The organism is Daejeonella sp. (assembly GCF_044342615.1).
GTDB lineage: Bacteria > Bacteroidota > Bacteroidia > Sphingobacteriales > Sphingobacteriaceae > Daejeonella.
The window spans coordinates 1-16,136 of the sequence record NZ_JBIIPN010000059.1; the positions used below are offsets into that span (position 1 = coordinate 1).

Genomic DNA, 16,136 nt, shown 5'->3' on the forward strand with positions numbered 1-16,136 from the left:
TTTAGAAAATCGCGTAAATGGAAAAGTAACGGCCGTAACCTGACCTTCAAACTCTTTACGGGTTTCCTGAATTACTATATTATCAACCTGAATATCAGTCTGATAAAGCGCTAAAACTGCTTTTTGAATTTGTTGTACTATGGTATTTTCTATTGTCATTTCAATTGGCCTTTGGCCTGTAAATTTAATCGTTAATTAGAGAATTTGTTGCACGAAGTAAAATTTCAAATGCATTTTCTGCCATTAAATTTTCCTTATCAAGTGTAGGATTGACTTCTACTATCTCAAAGCAACACACTTTTTCATTACTCATTAAACGGGAAACCAAGTTTCCTGCCTCTTTTTCTGTAATTCCATTCGCAACAGGCGTACCAGTACCCTTAGAAATTGAAGAGTCTATAGCATCTACATCAAAAGACACGTAAATCATATCACATTGATCTAAATATTGAAGTGCATCAATGGCCACGCGTTCAACTCCACGTTTTCTAACCTCAAGTGTAGAGAAATTTTTGACTTTATGTTTTTTTAACAAATATTGTTCGGCAGGTTCAGAATCGCGCAAAGCAATGTAAACCAAGTCGTTATAATTAATTTTAGGAGCAAATTTAGCTACATTCTTGAGTTGAAACCAATAGTTAAGCGTCTCTTGATCAGGCTTATTTATTTTAGAATCAGTATTATCTTCATCTAAAACAATAGCGAGCGACATACCATGTAAGTTGCCAGAAGGTGTTGTATAAGGTGAATGAAGATCGGCATGAGCATCAATCCAAATTACACCTAAACGTGATTTAGGGAATGCCTTTCGAATACCGGAAATGGTACCTGCCGAGCAACTATGATCTCCAGAAAGTATTATTGGAAATTCAAGATTATTTAATGTTTTAGATACTTCTTCCGAAATTCGTTCAACCATAGTCAGTACACCAGAAATACGCTTAGCATGCTGATTACCAAAAGATTCTAACAAAAGGTGATTTTCATTGGGTATTTCAATGCTTTTGTGCTTTTTGAAATAACGACTACCAAAATCGAGTGCTGCAATTTTTATTGCATCGATTCCCATGCTAGAGCCTCGTGTACCTGCACCTAATTCAGATTTAACCTCAATAATTTTCAGCTCGCGCATATATCCCTCCCTTAATTTTCGAATTTAGTTTAAAATATGTAACATTTAAGCATTCATTTATGTTCTATGCTACATGCTTTTTATATCTTTGCCAAAATTATAAAAAAATGCAGAGTTACGCGGAGTTTCTTGATTTAAGCGTGGGTTTCCCTCAGGATGGTTTTGACATCATTGACGATGAATTATATTTTCATGACTTAAACCTCATGGAGATGATTGAAACGTATGGTTCTCCCTTGAGATTTACCTATTTACCCATCATCAGTAAGAAAATACAACAAGCCAAATTATTGTTTCAAGCGGCTATCGTAAAAAACAATTACAGAGGTGGTTATAAATATTGTTATTGCACTAAAAGTTCGCACTTCCGACATATTGTTGAGGAAGCACTTCGCAATGATATCCACTTGGAGACTTCATCAGCATTTGATATGCCTATGATTGATGCTCTTGAAAAGAAGGGTTCCCTAACCAAGGATATCACCGTTATTTGCAACGGATTTAAAACTTTTCAATACAAGCAATACATCATTGACATGCTTCATGATGGCTTTAAAAATATTATTCCCGTTTTAGATAACAAGGAAGAGTTTAATATTTATGATGACGAACTCGATATTCCTTGTAATCTAGGATTCAGAATTGCTGCAGAAGAGCAACCTGATTCTCAATTTTATACTTCAAGATTGGGAATCAGAATTGAGGATATTATTGATTTTTACAATCATAAAATAGCTCAAAATCCGAATTTTAAGGTTAAACTCTTACATTTCTTTATTAATTCGGGCATTTCTGATACGCCATATTATTGGAATGAATTAGAGAAATACGCTACCTTATATTGTAAATTCAAAAAGATAAACCCAGACCTCGATACACTCGATATCGGTGGTGGAATGCCTTTCAAAGATTCATTAGCCTTTGATTTCGACTATGAGTACATGGTTAATGAAATTGTAAAGAGAATAAAAGAAATTTGTGCAGAGCATGATGTTATGGAGCCAGATATTATCACCGAATTCGGTAAATATACTGTTGCTGAGGCATCTGGAATACTTTATAAAGTCTTAGGCCGTAAGCAGCAGAATGACCGTGAAAAATGGTTAATGCTCGATGGCTCTTTCATCACTAATCTTCCTGATGTTTGGGCACTTAATCAAAAGTACATTCTTGCACCAATAAATAATTGGGATTCTGAGTATGAACGTGTTAACCTTGGCGGAATTACTTGTGATGGACAAGATTATTACAGTCAAGAGGCACATATGAACAACGTTTTCATGCCTAAAACACGTAAGGTTCAATATTTGGGATTCTTCCATACTGGTGCTTACCAAGAAGTTTTAAGTGGATATGGCGGAATTCATCATTGCCTTTTACCATCACCTAAACATGTTATTATTCGAAGAAACCGCGATGAAACATTTAATTTTGAGGTTTTTGGTGAGGAGCAGAATAGTAAACAGGTATTGAAGATACTGGGGTATTAATCTGGGTCAAGCCCAGATTGACAATTATAGTTTGATCATTTTATATTTTTACTGATTCTATTTTAATAAATATGATCTCTAAATATTATTTTCTTTTATTTTGCTTGATTCCATTCGTTTCATGTTCTCAGAGCAAGAAACAATCTGAAGAAGTAAAAAATGAGGCTCCAATTCTCAAACAAAGTTTTTCAACACTTCAATTTGAATCTGATGGAAAACCTTGTATCGCTTCCATTAATAATCGCTATATCGGATTTAAAGAGAAAACGAATTATTCGTTATCACTTTTCATTATTGTGAACACCCTTGAAAAGGATAAAAATGGGCATCCTACTGAAAAAGAGGCTGCGTTTTTCAATGATTTTCAAACACAAATCCTTCAGAAGCTCAGTACAGCCCTTGGGGACTACTGTTACATCGGGACAACAACTATGACGGATTATAGGGATATCTTGCTTTATATCAAACCTGAGCATCAAAAAATAGCAATAGAAATTCTGGAGAAAGTAAAGGCTGAAGAAAGTCGAATTCAATCCATATCTTTTGAGGAAGATACTCAATGGGAAGCTGTTTCGGGCTTTTACGAAGCAGTTGAAGTCAAATTCTAAGAATCAAACTTATCAAGCAGTTTAATTAAAGTCGCGAAATCCTTTGGATAAGGTGCCTCAAAGGTCATTTCGGTCTTTTCATCAATCTTAAAAGTAATACTGCGAGCGTGTAAGGCAAAGCGCTTCATGATTGGTAGTTCCTCCTGATCTTTCCCAATACGATAGCCTCTTTTAATTTCAGATAGATAAACTGGCTTACCACCATACATTTCATCTCCAGATATATTTGCCCTTTGGGAAGCTAGATGAATTCTAATTTGGTGCATCCTTCCAGTAATTGGTTTGCACTCCACCAAAGTATAATGTTTATAGAATTTAATTGAGTTGAAGATTGTTTCGGCTTGTTTGCCCTCTTGCTTATTTATTGCGACATTTCTTGCACCCAAATTTAATATTGGAAGATCCACATGCAGCTCTTCAAAAACATGGGTTCCATTAATGATGGCATGATATACTTTAGTCACTTTTCTATGCTCAAACTGCATAGAGATATGACGATATGTCTCAGGGTTTTTAGCAATAATTAATGCACCAGAGGTCTCACGATCTAAACGGTGGCAAATCTGAGCGTCATCAGCATACTGCTTTGCCATCCTAAGCAAATTATTATCACCACCCTCCCTATCGTCGAGCGAGCTTAAAAATGCAGGTTTATTTACTACAATTAAATTGTCGTTTTCAAAAAGAATAAAATCTTGGAATTTAGGGAGCTTCACACAATAAAAATTAGAATGCAAAGATAGGGATTAGATATTAGATGTGAGATAGGAGATGTGAGACATTAGATATGAGATATTAGATATGAAATATGAGATATGAAATATGAGATATTATATAGGAGTCAATATCATCTCCGCCCAGCCTGATAACTGATAACTGACAACGGATAAGCCCCCTAAATCGAGCAAGGAATAAGGAACAAAGAGCAAAGACCAAAAAATAACCAGAACAACAGCATCTCAGATGTCGCTTGCCTGAAAAAGATAACTCTTTTCCTGCCTTGGAGAACCTGGCTTCGAGAACCTCAGCCACCGGATAACAGATGTCGCTTGCCTAACCAACTAACCAACCAACCACCTAACCAACTAACCCCCTAAATCGAGCAAGGAATAAGGAACAAAGGGCAAAGACCAAAAAATAACCAGAACAACAGCATCTTAGATGTCGCTTGCCTGATAAAGATAACTCTTTTCCTACATTCGAGAACCTTGCTTCGAGAACCTCAGCCACCGGATAACAGATGTCGCTTGCCTAACTAACCAACCAACCACCTAACCAACTAACCCCCTAAATCGAGCAAGGAATAAGGAACAAAGGGCAAAGACCAAAAAATAACCAGAACAACAGCATCTCAGATGTCACTTGCCTGACAACTGATAACTGACAACTGATAACCGACAACTGATAACTGACCTTTACCCTATTTCAGTTCAAATTTATATCCCACACCTTTAACAGTGCTCACATAATTTTCTCCTAATTTTTCACGGAGTTTGCGAATATGAACATCAATAGTACGATTGGTAACTACCACAGAATCCTCCCAAATACTTTTCAAAATGACTTCTCGGGTATAGACTTTTCCGGGTTTAGATGCGAGTAAGTACAATAATTCGAATTCTTTTTTAGCTAAAACGATTTTTTCTCCATTACGAAATACTAGAAAAGCATCGCGATCAATCACTAAATCACCAATTTCGACACTACTTTTTACTTCAGGTTCTTCAGAATGCGAATTTCGCCTTAAAATGGCATTAATTCGGCTAGTTAAAGCACGTGGTTTGATAGGTTTTGCGATATAATCATCCGCGCCAACATTGAAACCTGCAATTTCAGAATACTCTTCACTCCTAGCAGTCAGGAAAACCATAAATGTATTTTTAAACTCATTCATGGTTCTAAGTATTCGGCAGGCCTCGATTCCATCCATCTTGGGCATCATGATATCGAGAATAATTAGATCAGGGAGCACTCTTTTTGCTTCGGCAACACCCTCTAAACCATTGGAAGCTGTATAAACCTGATAGCCCTCCTTTTTAAGGTTGTATTCGATAAGTTCCCGAATATCAGGTTCATCGTCAACAATCAGGATTTTGTGCTTAGCCGTACTCATAGATTTTTAATTTTAGTAAAAATAAATCCTTTGTTCTATCCTATCGTTAAGCCACTATTAACAAATTGTAAACTTTACATTCAAATTTACAAGAATAAATCTATTTCAATGTTTTCTCTAAAAATTGCTCCAATTCCGCTCCTCTTAAGTTTTTAGCAATAATTTTACCTTTAGGATCGAGAAGAAATGATGCTGGTATGCCCTCAACTTTATACAATAAAGTCACTTTTCCGTCCCATCTTTTAAGTTCTGAAAGATGTGGCCAATTCAATCGATCATCTTTAATAGCCTTTAACCATCCCGAACGATCATCATCAAGGGAGACACCTAAAACAGTGAAATTCTTATCTTTAAACCTTTCAAACTGCCTAACAATATTAGGATTTTCTTCGCGACAAGGAGCGCACCATGAAGCCCAAAAGTCGAGCAAGATGTACTTTCCTCTAAAATCAGACAATTTAAACTCCTTTCCATTTTGATCTGGCAATTGAAAATCAGGAGCAATTTGACCGATAGAAACAGGCTTTAATCCAATCATTTTTGTCACGAAAGATTGAACGGCATTATTTTTGGGGAATTTTGATTTCACCTCCTCTGCATAAGCAATTAACTCTTGCTCATACTTATTTTGATCGATGGTTCCAGCGGCATAAAAACCTGCTAAATTGTCTTTATTATCCTGAACAAATTTAAATCCTTCTCCAGAAAACTTATCCATATTAGACTGAAATTTAGGCATTAAAGCATTATAAATCGAATCTTTTGCATTTGGATTTGCACTTACTGATGCCGCATACTCTTCCTGAATTTTTTGGAATATTTTGCCATAATCATTACTGATTTTATTAAAATCACGAATCTTCTCAGAATCAGTAGAACCTGAAACTTCATAGGTATTAGTAGTGTCTAAATAATCAGATTTAAACTCCACTTCATCACCGTTCTGACCCACAACAAGAAAATTTTTCTCACCAATAACTAAAGTGTAGAAATTGGCATCAGGAGCTACACGACGAAATTTAAATTCATTGCTTTCATTTAAAAAAGCTGAATCAACCACTTGGTCAGTCTCATAAAGCATAACCTTTTTAATTTCACCCGCGTTTTCAATTTTACCAGAAATAATTAGCTCATCATTGTTTTTACAAGAACTCACAAATAATCCAAGCCCAATTAGGGCAATCAATGTTACTTTTTTCACGATCTATAATCTATAATTTGTTATCTACTGTCTTTATTCTCTATTGTCAATTATCTCAAATTCCATATCTCAGATCTCACATCTCCTATCTCAAATCTAACATCTCAATTATTATTTTATTAGCTACCTGCGGATTAATCTTACCTTTTGATTTTTTCATAAGATCTCCCATAAACAAACCTAAAACACCCTTTTTACCCTGTTTATATTCCTTTACCTTATCGGGATATGAATTTAATACCTCCTCAATGAGTAGCATTAAATCATCGTCGTTCGTATCTATTAAAACCTGTAGAGAAATAGCAATCTGCTCAGCAGTAGAATTTGGATTCTCAATTAAAGCAGGGAATACTTTACTTGCAGCAAGGGAGTAATTTAACTTTCCATTATCTATTAACTGAATAAGTCCCGCTAAGGTTTTAGGCGCCAGCTTAAAATCTGAAATACTTATATTGTAGTCTTGAAGATAACTTCTTAGCGGGCCAATAACCCAGTTAGCGGCAGCTTTATAATTGTTATTCCAAATTACTAATTCATCAAAATAGTTAGCTATCTCCTTTTCAGAGGACAATAAAATTGCATCATATTCAGACAAAGCAAACTTTGAAATATAGCGTTCAACTTTTTTTGAAGGTAGCTCAGGTAATGATTTGGCTAAATCGCTGATGTATTTTTGATCAATTAAAAGCGGTGGTAAATCAGGCTCCGGAAAATATCGGTAGTCGTTTGCAGTTTCTTTACTCCTCAAAGGACTTGTTTTACCAGTTTCAGCGTCAAAATTTAGAGTATTTTGATCAATATATTCGCCCTTTTCAAGAAGCTCGGCTTGCCTAATAAACTCATGCTCAATTGCTCTTTGAAGGTTACGAACAGAATTTAAATTTTTTACTTCACATCGATTACCGTATTCTGCTGCACCTTTCAATCGTACAGAAATATTTGCGTCGCAGCGGATACTTCCCTCCTCCATATTTGCATCACAAATATCAATGCACCTCACCAGTTTACGTATCTCATTAAGATAAGCCGCAGCTTCAGCAGCAGATCTAATATCTGGCTCAGAAACAATCTCAATTAGTGGAACCCCTGCACGATTCAGGTCGATTAATGAATCAAATTCATCCTGATCATGCATACTCTTCCCTGCATCATCCTCCATGTGGATTCGATGGATACGTACGCGTCTAATAGTTTGATCTTCAGTTTTTATATCAATAAATCCGGAATGACAAATAGGCTGACTATCCTGCGTAGTCTGAAAACCTTTAGGTAAATCGGCGTAAAAGTAGTTTTTACGGTCAAAGTGAGTATTATTATTTATCTGACAATTTGTGGAAAGGCCCATCTTAATGGCATATTCCACAACTTTTTTATTGAGCTTTGGCAATGTGCCGGGTAAGCCTAAACTTACTGGACTTACATGCTCATTTGGACCGGCACCAAAAGAAGCTGAATCTGAAGAAAATATCTTAGTAAAGGTAGACAATTGAACATGCACCTCAAGCCCAACAACCAATTCATATTTATCAGTTAAACTGTCAGTGATAAGTGTCATTTAAATTTTTTGTATTGATATAAAGATAAGCAATAGATAACAAATGAGTATTTCAGGCTAATAATGAGCCTTTAAATATTCCGATCTTAAACAAAATTGAAAATAGACAAAATATCTCCAAATCCCATATTTGATTTCAAAAAAGTGATATCTAATTTTTAAGCTAAAAATGACTTTGCTTTATCTAATGCACGATCTAATCCGGAACTATCTTTGCCCCCTGCCGTTGCAAAAAATGGCTGACCACCACCACCCCCTTGTATTTCTTTAGCGAGCTCACGGACAATATTTCCAGCATTCAATCCTTTTTCCTTAACAAGATTTTCAGAAACCATAACTGTGAGGCTAGGTTTTCCATCAATTTCACATGCCAACACCAATAATAGATCACTTAAGAGGTCCTTTACTGCATAAGCTAAGTTTTTTACCGCATCCGTATTTGGCAAATCCACTTTTTTGGCTAAGAAATTAATCCCATTGATTAAAACCGCCTCCTTAACAAGCTCATGTTTTAGTCCCGCAGAACGCTCCAATATACTTTTTTCGATTTCCTTTTTCAGTTTACTGTTTTCTTCGATTAAGCTTTCTACAGACTTTAATAAATCAGTAGGATTTTTCAAAAGATCTTTAAGACCTTTAATTTGCTCACTTTGTTCATTAATAAACTGTTCTGCCACATCTGCGGTAATAGCTTCAATTCTTCTAACTCCTGCTGCTACCGCACTCTCGGATGTGATTTTAAAAAATCCAATCTGTCCGGTTGTTTTAACGTGCGTTCCGCCACATAATTCCTTTGAAAAATGGTCATCAAAAGTGATTACACGCACAAAATCACCATATTTTTCACCGAAAAGTGCTGTAACACCCGAATTTATAGCCTCTTGATAAGGAATATTTCTTTGCTCTTTTAAAGCAATATTTTCACGGATTTTTCGATTTACAATAGCCTCAATTTCAGCAATTTCTTGATCCGTAACTTTAGAGAAATGTGAAAAATCAAAACGTAGGTAATCACCATTTACTAAGGAACCCTTCTGATTAACATGAGTACCTAAAACTTGCTTTAATGCAGCATGAAGCAGGTGTGTTGCAGAATGGTTATTTTCAGAAGCTTTGCGATTTGCAGGATCAACAATCGCTCTAAACGCATTTTTAGGCTCCTCAGGAATTTGATCCAAATAATGAATAATTAATCCATTTTCCTTTTTTGTATCGCTAACCTCATATTCAAACAATCCAGTTAAATCTTCAATTTTTCCTGTATCACCTGCCTGACCGCCACTCTCTGCATAAAAAGGAGTCTTATTCAATACCACCTGAAACTGATCTTTACCTTTAGCGGTAACTTTACGATATTTTAAAATTCGGCATTCACTTTCAAGCTGATCATATCCAACAAACTCAACCTCATCACCTTCATTAGCTATCACCCAATCGCCGGTATCAATAGCCGTAGCAGCACGTGAACGTTGTTTTTGCTGTTGTAGTTCAGCCTCAAAACCTCCCATATCAACAGTCCAGCCTTTTTCACGAGCCATTAATTCGGTAAGATCAATTGGAAAGCCAAAAGTATCATAAAGTTCAAAAGCAAAATCACCTTTAATCAATTTATCGCTCGTCTCAAATCGCTCAAAGCGTTGAATACCAGTCGCTAAAGTTCTTAAGAATGAAACTTCCTCTTCAAGAACAACTTTTTGGACAAAATCTTGTTGCTTTTTAAGTTCAGGAAAGACTCCATCAAACTGATCAGCTAAAATAGGCACCAATTTATTGAGGAAAGGATCTTTAAGATTAAGAAAAGTATATGCATATCGTACTGCTCTTCTTAAAATCCTTCTCACTACATATCCAGCCTTATTATTTGATGGAAGTGTTCCATCGGCAATACAAAAACAAATAGCACGAATATGATCCGACATCACACGCATCGCTACAGCAGTACCCCAAGAATCATCACCTGGTTCAGAATTACCCAAATATGGGATACGTGATTGCTCAGAAATATATTGAATTAGTGGCTGAAATACGTCGGTATCGTAATTGGATGTTTTGTTTTGAATAACTCTAACTAAGCGCTCGAGCCCCATTCCAGTATCAACATGCTGATTCGGAAGCTTCTCTAAAGAGCCATTTTTCAGTCTGTTGTACTGCATGAATACATTATTCCAAATTTCAATCACCTGAGGGTCATCCTGATTTACAAGCGTGCTCCCAGGAACTTTATTACGTTCAGCTTCAGGGCGCATATCGACGTGAATCTCAGAGCATGGTCCGCAGGGACCCGTTTCACCCATTTCCCAGAAATTATCCTTTTTATTACCCAAAAGAATACGATCTTCAGAAATATATTGCTTCCAAATTTCATATGCTTCCTGATCTTTGGGAAGTCCCTCCTTCTCATCACCCTCAAAAACACTGACATAAAGTTGATCTTTAGGGATTTTATAGACCTCGGTAAGAAGTTCCCAGCTCCAAGCTATGGCTTCTTTCTTAAAATAATCACCAAAACTCCAGTTACCGAGCATCTCAAACATGGTATGATGATAGGTATCGATACCAACTTCCTCCAAATCATTATGCTTTCCAGAAACACGTAAACAACGCTGCGTGTCTGCTACTCGCGAATTTTTAATTGCTGCTTCACCTAGAAAAAGATCTTTAAACTGATTCATCCCCGCATTAGTAAACATCAATGTAGGATCGTCTTTAACCACAATTGGTGCTGATGGAACTATTTGATGGCCTTTTGCGGCAAAAAAATCTAAAAAACTCTGTCTAATCTCTTTGGTAGTCATGCTTGATTCGCTAATTTGCAAATATAAATATAGATGCCGAATTGTATGTGGAGAATATGATATTATTTATCCCGAGCAAATAAATTTTAAAAGGAAAATGACTTATTATTTGCTAGAATTAAATAATTGCTAGTCTTATTTCTGCAATCTGAATATAAATGTCCAATTTTATTAATTTTACAGTATAATTGAAGGTATGCCATACAAGGATAGAGAAATAGAGAAACTGTATTATACGATGGGTGAAGTAACCCAGCTTTTTGATGTAAATGCATCTCAAATACGCTATTACGAAAGAGAATTTGAGATTCTTCAACCCAAGAAAAACAAGAAGGGAAATCGCTTGTTTAGTCCAGAGGATGTAGAAAACCTGAAAATAATTTTTAGTCTTTTAAAAGATAAAGGTTTTACATTACAGGGAGCAAAAGACTACCTTCGGACTAATAAAACTGAAGTGAAAGAAAACCAAAAAGTAATTGAATCTTTAGAAAGACTTAAACAATTTCTCCTAGAGGTTAAAGAAAAGCTTTAAATTTATGATACAGCCTGAAAAACCAGAAAATGGTAGATTAAAGATATTATTTATCTTAAATCGGAAATCAGGCAACAGAAATTTAAATGATCTACTTGAGATTATTGAACAAAAATCAAAATCTCATCCCTATGAATATTCCACTTATTTTCTAGATACATTTTCATCGGATTTAATCCGAAAAGAAATTTTTAATTACAAACCTAATATCGTGGCAGTTGCAGGTGGTGATGGAAGCATCAATTTAATTGCTTCTATTCTTGCCGGAACACAAATACCTCTTGCCATCATACCTTTTGGATCTGCAAATGGAATGGCGAAAGACTTAGAAATTCCGGTAGATATCAAAGAATCAATCAAAATTTTATTAACTGGATCAATAAAAAAAATCGATTTGATTAAAATAAATGACCGTACTTGTTTACATCTTGCTGATGTTGGGCTTAATGCGAGAGTGGTCAAACGATTTGAGAAGGATATTAAAAGAGGTCTTTTGACCTATGCAAGGCACCTTATCGGGGAAATGTTTTTCCTTAAAAATTATGTTTTTCATATTGTTTATGATGGAAAGAAAATACGAAAAAAAGGGGTTTCCATCACTTTTGCCAATGCTTCTAAATATGGAACGGGAGCAGTAATCAATCCCGAAGGCCAATTAGATGACGGAAAATTTGAGATTGTATTGGTAAAACCATTTCCGAGGATTAAATTGTTTTCGATTGCATGGAAAATGTTTAGCAATAAACTACACACTTCCGATTATGTGGAAATTTTCAGCTGTAAAAAAGCAGTGGTTTATAGCAATAAAAAAACTACCCTTCAAATTGATGGCGAGGTTATTGGAAAAGTAAAAGAAATACGACTTGAGAGCCAAGAGAAAGTCCTAAATATAATAGTTCCGCATTATCATACAAGCAAACACTCATAAACCATTTTACCCATTTTTGCATGTTGATCAATAACCCATGCTGAAAGATTCAACTTCCCATCAGCCTCAAATCGAAGTTTAAAAAAGCCCTTCTCTTTAATTCCGAACTTAAGGTTTTTACCCGACCTGAGTACATATTTTAATTTTGAACCTGCCCCACTAACAATATAATGGCTCTCATCTTTAGCAATATGTTGTAGATTATGCTCGTGCCCTGATGCATAAATAATACCTGGGTGACTTTTAAAAATATCTATCAATCGCCTCCTGAGATGCCTATATCTTGGGTGTGCAATATCTTCTTTTGCACCAAAATATTTGCGATAAATAGGCAATAATGAACCGATTAGAGGAAGAGGAACATAAGCCTTTTTATGGTAAATAGTAAAAGGAAAAAGGTGGTGCTTCAATTTATACCGTCCACCATGTATTGCATAACTATAAACTGGCGCATGGCCAACGATAAGTATTTTTTTGCCATAATTATTCTCGAGAATGGTGGTAAGTTGATTAAAAAAATCTTCTTCCGTTTCAACTCCACATCCACAATCTTTACCAATGGGTCTGAAACCTGGCTGTAGCCACCATTGGGTATTTATTAAAATTAGGGTTAGGCTTGGGTTTATATTAATTTCTGTTGGCCCTGGACAACCATTTTCGGGAAACATAACCTTCTCTGAAAAAAGTTTTTCTAAATAGTGCTCTTGCCTAATTACATAATCATATCCATCAGGTCGTCCCTTATTCCAATCGTGATTTCCAGAAATAAAAAATATCTTACCATGATAATCTTTCAAGGCATTTTTATGAGCCAATAAGCCATTTTCGGCATCTTTTCTCAATATATTACCTTCAGGTGGTAGGCCACGAGGATAAACATTATCGCCTAAAAAAATTACCGCAGAATCTTGTTCTTTTTTGAAATGGGAGGATAATGTTTCCAAAACTGGATCCGCACCATGACGATGCACGTTTCCCGTATCACCAATTAAAAAAATTTCAAATGTTTTAGCTTCCTTATTTTCTGAATGCATTTCAGATAATTTAAATAGAAGAAATTACCATTCCAATTTGTTTTTATTCAAAAATGCGGTTATTCCTTTTTTACAATCAGCAGAAGACCTTGTTTGTACATTTAAGCCGATTGCTAAATTTAAGCTCTCATCAAGATTAAGATCCTGAACAGTGGTTAATAATTGTTTGGTTACTGTAATTGAATTGGAAGATGTGCCTTCAACAATTTTCTTAGCGTATGAGTGAACAGCTGATTCAATTTCCTCTTTTGAGGCTATAAAGTTAATCAATCCATAACTTGAAGCTGTTTGAGCATCTATAAGTTCACCACTTAATAGTAATTCCTTTGCTCTCCCCTCGCCCAATTTCCGAATTAAAAAGCAGGATACTAAAGCAGGAATAAATCCAATTTTTACCTCTATATAGCCAAATTTTGCTTCTGGAATGGAGAATATCACATCACAAACTGAGGCTAAGCCACAGCCACCTGCAATTGCATGTCCCTCAACTTGAGCTATAACAAATTTGGGGGATCTATAAATTGTGAGAAAAAGCTCTTTTAAAATATAAGTGTCTGTAAAATTCTCCACATCAGTATTTTGCTGCAATTGTTGAAGATATTCAAGATCCGCACCAGCGCTAAACACATCACCATTTGCTTTCAATACAATTACTTTGACATCATTGTCTCTAATTGCATCATTAAATGCATTTGAAAGCAATTTTACAAGTTCCGGATTTATTGCATTACGCTTATCGGGACGGTTAATTGTAATATACGCAATTCTTTCTGATTTATTTATAACTACTAAATCCATTTTAGGGGACAAATTATTTTTTAGGTAAAAAGAATAACATCACATTTTAACGATGTATGCAGGCTTTTTTTGAAGAGAGATACAGTTTATATTTAATTTTTTAGCTTCCTCTAAGTATTTATTAATCTTGTAATCTGGAATATTAGATTCAAAAATTAATGTTTCAAAATTCACTCGATTCTTTAGATTATTCAGGTTGATATTTTTAATATTTTTTTGAACTAGAACGATATCAACATCTACTTTATTTGATAAAGCTACTTCATTAAACTCATTTTTCCATCTTAAAACTCTAAAATTACCAAATTGCATAAAATCAGTCGCTAGGTAATAGCTGTCATCCTGAACTTGTCTTTCAAATTTTAAATAATTAATTTTTTTAAGCCCACGACTAGAAAAAAAGGGCTTTATTGAATAATTAATTAGTTTATCTAGCGTATCAATATCGCTAATAACTACAGCACGACCTTGATTTAAATAGGCAATTGCCGTGTTCTTTCGGAGGCTAAAAAAGACCAATTCATGTCTTGTAATATTTTGAATAGATTTTATAGAAAAGCTAATCGATAAGACAAGAACATTCACTAGGGCCAACCAAACAATACTTTTATTTCTAAAAGTATGCCATAATATAAAAAAAAATATGATCAAAAACAAGAATAATAGCTCAAAAGCAGAAATCCACAAGCTATCTAAAGCAGAAAAGGGTAAGTTTTCAATTTTATATAAAATATTATTTGTGAAGACGATTAAGCAATTTAAAAATGTGCCCAATAGCTCATTTAATATTTCAAATGGAGTAAATAAAAAAGCAATTCCTACATACATAATAATTGCAACTGGAATCACAATTAATAAATTACTTAAAAGAAAATATATTGGGAATTGGTGAAAATAATAGACACTTATCGGAAATGTGGCTACTTGAGCGGCTAGCGACAAAGCCGAATAGCTCCAGATATAGTCTAATATTTTATTTTTAATGTAAAAACTATTGTAAATTATAGGATGGAAATAAACTAAGCCAGCAACCGCCAAATAGGATAATTGAAAACCAACATCAAAGAGATAAAAGGGATCATACAAAAGCAGGAAAAAGGCCGAAATTGCCATTAAATTATAAGTGTTTTGATTTTTATTTATTGCCTTCCCTAACACAACAAAACTTAACATCAACGCAGATCGGCATACCGATGGAGAAAAACCGGTTAAAAGAGAATAAAACCAAATAACCCCAATGATAATGATAGCTCTTATCAAAATAAGTTTTTTATTTTTATTCATTGCACTTAGAAAAAAGGTCAAAACAAGAAAAACAATACCCACATGCATTCCCGACACAGAAAGCACATGCATTGTACCAGTTTTTGAATAAGCCTCAACCAAATCCTTGCTAAGCTCTGCACGATAACCAAGAATTAAAGCAGACGCCAAGTCAGAAGCTTCTTCATCAGGAATATATTTTACAAATTTCTGAACCAATTCTTTTCTTAAAGTAAGCGCATAAAAAATTATTGGATGCCCAAATTTCTCTGATACTTTCTTAACTGAAGATGACTCAACAAATTGCTGATAATAGATTTGTTTATTTTTTAAATAGGATTTATAATCAAATTCGCCAGGATTGTAAGGAGCTTCAATCTCTTTATAATTTGAGGGGACTAATAAAAGATCACCGTAGTAAAAACTTTTATTTTTTGAGCTATCAACTTTTATGGCTACCAATAATTTACCAGTACTGTTTTGGATGCTATTTTTGAAATAAATGGCAGGCACTTCTGCCTCAAAACGAACAATTCCAGCAGTCGTTTTAGGCTCATTAATAATTTTCAAGAAAAGTACATCCGACTTTAAAGAACTATAATATTTTGTATCGTAAGCACCAGAATAATGAACTGTAATGCTATATGACAAAAGAGTAAGAAAGCAATGAATGAGAATGCCAAAAAC

Annotated in this window: 13 protein-coding genes; 4 read left to right on the forward strand and 9 right to left on the reverse strand. The window is 34.8% G+C overall.

What is annotated here, in order from left to right; all coding sequences use genetic code 11:
- Positions 1 to 184 precede the first annotated feature (184 nt).
- Positions 185 to 1,132, reverse strand: a complete 948-nt coding sequence (gene rocF, locus ACIQ0D_RS06755; RefSeq protein ID WP_395804012.1) for an arginase — start codon at positions 1,130 to 1,132, stop codon at positions 185 to 187.
- 107 nt (positions 1,133 to 1,239) lie between these two features.
- Between rocF and ACIQ0D_RS06760 the strand changes: the two genes are divergently transcribed.
- Positions 1,240 to 2,622: an arginine decarboxylase gene (locus ACIQ0D_RS06760; protein ID WP_291399444.1), complete on the forward strand. Its 1,383-nt coding sequence runs from the start codon at positions 1,240 to 1,242 to the stop codon at positions 2,620 to 2,622.
- Between the two features lie 71 nt (positions 2,623 to 2,693).
- The gene (locus ACIQ0D_RS06765) at positions 2,694 to 3,230 is read left to right on the forward strand and encodes a DUF695 domain-containing protein (RefSeq protein WP_395804014.1); all 537 of its coding nucleotides are present in this window, start codon (positions 2,694 to 2,696) and stop codon (positions 3,228 to 3,230) included.
- On the opposite strand, the gene ACIQ0D_RS06770 is transcribed toward ACIQ0D_RS06765, so the two are convergent.
- The 5 genes from ACIQ0D_RS06770 to alaS all read right to left on the reverse strand — a co-directional run bounded on the left by ACIQ0D_RS06770 (position 3,227) and on the right by alaS (position 10,894).
- A complete protein-coding gene (locus ACIQ0D_RS06770; RefSeq protein ID WP_395804016.1) occupies positions 3,227 to 3,946 on the reverse strand; it encodes an RluA family pseudouridine synthase in 720 nt (239 codons plus the stop codon). The two genes, ACIQ0D_RS06765 and ACIQ0D_RS06770, sit on opposite strands and share 4 nt — an antisense overlap.
- Positions 3,947 to 4,650: 704 nt before the next feature.
- Positions 4,651 to 5,343 carry a response regulator transcription factor gene (locus ACIQ0D_RS06775; RefSeq protein WP_291399447.1) on the reverse strand — a complete coding sequence of 231 codons (693 nt, stop codon included), beginning with the start codon at positions 5,341 to 5,343 and terminating at the stop codon, positions 4,651 to 4,653.
- A gap of 100 nt (positions 5,344 to 5,443) precedes the next feature.
- Positions 5,444 to 6,544, reverse strand: a complete 1,101-nt coding sequence (locus ACIQ0D_RS06780) for a peroxiredoxin family protein (RefSeq protein WP_395804018.1) — start codon at positions 6,542 to 6,544, stop codon at positions 5,444 to 5,446.
- An 85-nt stretch (positions 6,545 to 6,629) separates the two neighbouring features.
- Complete coding sequence (gatB, locus tag ACIQ0D_RS06785) at positions 6,630 to 8,099, reverse strand: Asp-tRNA(Asn)/Glu-tRNA(Gln) amidotransferase subunit GatB (protein WP_395804020.1); 1,470 nt, start codon at positions 8,097 to 8,099, stop codon at positions 6,630 to 6,632.
- 158 nt (positions 8,100 to 8,257) lie between these two features.
- A complete protein-coding gene (alaS, locus tag ACIQ0D_RS06790; RefSeq protein WP_395804022.1) occupies positions 8,258 to 10,894 on the reverse strand; it encodes an alanine--tRNA ligase in 2,637 nt (878 codons plus the stop codon).
- 196 nt (positions 10,895 to 11,090) lie between these two features.
- Here alaS and ACIQ0D_RS06795 point away from each other — a divergent pair, with 196 nt between their 5' ends.
- Together ACIQ0D_RS06795 and ACIQ0D_RS06800 are read left to right on the forward strand one after the other, a co-directional pair.
- A complete protein-coding gene (locus tag ACIQ0D_RS06795) occupies positions 11,091 to 11,426 on the forward strand; it encodes a MerR family transcriptional regulator (RefSeq protein ID WP_395804024.1) in 336 nt (111 codons plus the stop codon).
- A gap of 4 nt (positions 11,427 to 11,430) precedes the next feature.
- Positions 11,431 to 12,354 (forward strand): diacylglycerol/lipid kinase family protein, encoded by a 924-nt coding sequence (locus ACIQ0D_RS06800; protein WP_395804026.1) that lies wholly within the window; start codon positions 11,431 to 11,433, stop codon positions 12,352 to 12,354.
- Here the strand turns inward: ACIQ0D_RS06800 and ACIQ0D_RS06805 are convergent.
- From ACIQ0D_RS06805 to ACIQ0D_RS06815, 3 genes are all read right to left on the reverse strand, one after another.
- Positions 12,333 to 13,388 (reverse strand): metallophosphoesterase, encoded by a 1,056-nt coding sequence (locus tag ACIQ0D_RS06805; RefSeq protein ID WP_395804028.1) that lies wholly within the window; start codon positions 13,386 to 13,388, stop codon positions 12,333 to 12,335. The two genes, ACIQ0D_RS06800 and ACIQ0D_RS06805, sit on opposite strands and share 22 nt — an antisense overlap.
- Before the next feature lie 24 nt (positions 13,389 to 13,412).
- Complete coding sequence (locus ACIQ0D_RS06810; protein WP_395804030.1) at positions 13,413 to 14,186, reverse strand: enoyl-CoA hydratase/isomerase family protein; 774 nt, start codon at positions 14,184 to 14,186, stop codon at positions 13,413 to 13,415.
- 39 nt (positions 14,187 to 14,225) lie between these two features.
- On the reverse strand, positions 14,226 to 16,136 hold a 1,911-nt coding region (locus ACIQ0D_RS06815), incomplete at its 5' end, for a ComEC/Rec2 family competence protein (protein WP_395804032.1).

Bases quoted from the DNA above. Each gene is read 5' to 3' on its own strand.
- ACIQ0D_RS06795 (WP_395804024.1), top strand. From the start codon at position 11,091: ATGCCATACAAGGATAGAGAAATAGAGAAACTGTATTATACGATGGGT.
- ACIQ0D_RS06760 (WP_291399444.1), top strand. From the start codon at position 1,240: ATGCAGAGTTACGCGGAGTTTCTTGATTTAAGCGTGGGTTTCCCTCAG.
- rocF (WP_395804012.1), bottom strand. From the start codon at position 1,132: ATGCGCGAGCTGAAAATTATTGAGGTTAAATCTGAATTAGGTGCAGGT.
- alaS (WP_395804022.1), bottom strand. From the start codon at position 10,894: ATGACTACCAAAGAGATTAGACAGAGTTTTTTAGATTTTTTTGCCGCA.
- ACIQ0D_RS06765 (WP_395804014.1), top strand. From the start codon at position 2,694: ATGATCTCTAAATATTATTTTCTTTTATTTTGCTTGATTCCATTCGTT.
- ACIQ0D_RS06810 (WP_395804030.1), bottom strand. From the start codon at position 14,186: ATGGATTTAGTAGTTATAAATAAATCAGAAAGAATTGCGTATATTACA.
- ACIQ0D_RS06800 (WP_395804026.1), top strand. From the start codon at position 11,431: ATGATACAGCCTGAAAAACCAGAAAATGGTAGATTAAAGATATTATTT.
- gatB (WP_395804020.1), bottom strand. From the start codon at position 8,099: ATGACACTTATCACTGACAGTTTAACTGATAAATATGAATTGGTTGTT.
- ACIQ0D_RS06775 (WP_291399447.1), bottom strand. From the start codon at position 5,343: ATGAGTACGGCTAAGCACAAAATCCTGATTGTTGACGATGAACCTGAT.
- ACIQ0D_RS06805 (WP_395804028.1), bottom strand. From the start codon at position 13,388: ATGCATTCAGAAAATAAGGAAGCTAAAACATTTGAAATTTTTTTAATT.